The sequence below is a fragment of the Psychrobacter sp. UBA3962 genome, from assembly GCF_002385225.1.
Taxonomy (GTDB): domain Bacteria; phylum Pseudomonadota; class Gammaproteobacteria; order Pseudomonadales; family Moraxellaceae; genus Psychrobacter.
This window is the reverse complement of record NZ_DGDC01000027.1, coordinates 35,498-37,997: the sequence shown is the minus strand read 5'-3', so window position 1 is coordinate 37,997 and position 2,500 is coordinate 35,498. Positions and strand designations below refer to the sequence as shown.

At 49.0% G+C, this 2,500-nt stretch carries 1 rRNA gene (only partly in view); it reads left to right on the top strand.

Annotated elements, in window-relative coordinates:
- Positions 1-196 precede the first annotated feature (196 nt).
- A 23S ribosomal RNA gene (locus B3S92_RS07105) occupies positions 197-2,500 on the top strand (it continues 468 nt past the right edge of the window).

Genomic DNA, 2,500 nt, shown 5'->3' with positions numbered 1-2,500 from the left:
AACATAGATATGAGTTGTAATACGGTTAGATAATGAATCATTCACTGAGCCATTGTCTAACCAGATAGCCAACCTTTTAATGACATCAGTTGTTATCCCAAGGGGTTGGTTATCAAAGTAAAGAGAACTGAATCAAGCGTAAATTATCAAGGTGATATCGTTATAATTACAGACTAAAGACCCTTTGGGGTTGTATGGTCAAGTAATTAAGCGCACATGGTGGATGCCTTGGCAGTCAGAGGCGATGAAAGACGTGACAGCCTGCGATAAGCTTCGGGGAGGCGGCAATATCCTGTGATCCGGAGATTTCTGAATGGGGAAACCCACTTAGCGTAAGCTAGGTATACCAATTTATTGGTAGGCAAACGAGGGGAAGTGAAACATCTCAGTACCCTTAGGAAAAGACATCAATAGAGATTCCCCTAGTAGCGGCGAGCGAACGGGGAGGAGCCGACGGATTTATATGTAGAAGAACAGTGTGGGAAAGCTGGCCATAGTGGGTGATAGCCCCGTATTCGAAACATATAATGAAGCATATTAAGTAGTGCGGGACACGAGAAATCCTGTATGAAGATGGGGGGACCATCCTCCAAGGCTAAATACTCCTGACTGACCGATAGTGAACCAGTACCGTGAGGGAAAGGCGAAAAGAACCCCTGTGAGGGGAGTGAAATAGAACCTGAAACCGTGTGCGTACAAGCAGTGGGAGCCCACTTGTTGGGTGACCGCGTACCTTTTGTATAATGGGTCAGCGACTTATATTCTGTAGCAAGGTTAACCGTTAGGGGAGCCGTAGGGAAACCGAGTCTTAATAGGGCGTTTAGTTGCAGGGTATAGACCCGAAACCGAGTGATCTATCCATGAGCAGGTTGAAAGTGCCGTAACAGGCACCGGAGGACCGAACCCACTGTCGTTGAAAAGCCAGGGGATGACTTGTGGATAGGGGTGAAAGGCTAATCAAACTCGGTGATAGCTGGTTCTCCCCGAAAGCTATTTAGGTAGCGCCTCGGACGAACACCATTGGGGGTAGAGCACTGTTTCGGCTAGGGGGTCATACCGACTTACCAAACCGATGCAAACTCCGAATACCGATGAGTGATATCCGGGAGACACACGGCGGGTGCTAACGTCCGTCGTGGAGAGGGAAACAACCCAGACCGCCAGCTAAGGCCCCAAATTCCTAGTTAAGTGGGAAACGAAGTGGGAAGGCATAGACAGCTAGGAGGTTGGCTTAGAAGCAGCCATCCTTTAAAGAAAGCGTAATAGCTCACTAGTCGAGTCGGCCCGCGCGGAAGATGTAACGGGGCTCAAACTAGGAGCCGAAGCTGCGGATTTGAAAATTGTTTCAAGTGGTAGGGGAGCGTTGTGTAAGCCTGTGAAGGTGTATCGTAAGGTATGCTGGAGGTATCACAAGAGCGAATGCTGACGTGAGTAACGATAATGCGAGTGAAAAGCTCGCACGCCGGAAGATCAAGGGTTCCAGTCCAACGTTAATCGGGGCTGGGTGAGTCGACCCCTAAGGCGAGGCCGAAAGGCGTAGTCGATGGGAAATCGGTTAATATTCCGATACTTGTTTATGATGTGATGGAGGGACGGAGAAGGTTATGCCAGCCTGGCGATGGTTGTCCAGGTGGAAGGATGTAGGTAGACGGCTTAGGCAAATCCGGGCTGTTAATACTGAGATCTGATAGCAAGCTGTACTTGTACAGCGAAGTGGCAAATACCATGCTTCCAGGAAAAGCTTCTAAACTATAGTCATAAACGAATCGTACCCTAAACCGACACAGGTGATCAGGTAGAGAATACCAAGGCGCTTGAGAGAACTCTGCTGAAGGAACTAGGCAAAATGGTACCGTAACTTCGGGAGAAGGTACGCTGTCGATGGTGAAGGACTTGCTCCGTAAGCTATTGACAGTCGCAGATACCAGGCTGCTGCAACTGTTTATTAAAAACACAGCACTCTGCAAACACGAAAGTGGACGTATAGGGTGTGATGCCTGCCCGGTGCTGGAAGGTTAATTGATGGGCTTAGCGTATGCGAAGGTCTTGATCGAAGCCCCAGTAAACGGCGGCCGTAACTATAACGGTCCTAAGGTAGCGAAATTCCTTGTCGGGTAAGTTCCGACCTGCACGAATGGCATAATGATGGCAGCGCTGTCTCCAGCAGAGACTCAGTGAAATCGAAATCGCAGTGAAGATGCTGTGTACCCGCGGCTAGACGGAAAGACCCCGTGAACCTTTACTACAGCTTTACATTGAACTTTGACCTGACTTGTGCAGGATAGGTGGGAGGCTTTGAAGCAGATACGCCAGTATTTGTGGAGCCATCCTTGAAATACCACCCTGGTCATGTTGGGGTTCTAACTCAGGTATAACAATACCGAGGACAATGTATGGTGGGTAGTTTGACTGGGGCGGTCTCCTCCTAAAGAGTAACGGAGGAGTACGAAGGTGCGCTCAGAACGGTCGGAAATCGTTCATAGAGTATAAAGGCAAAAGC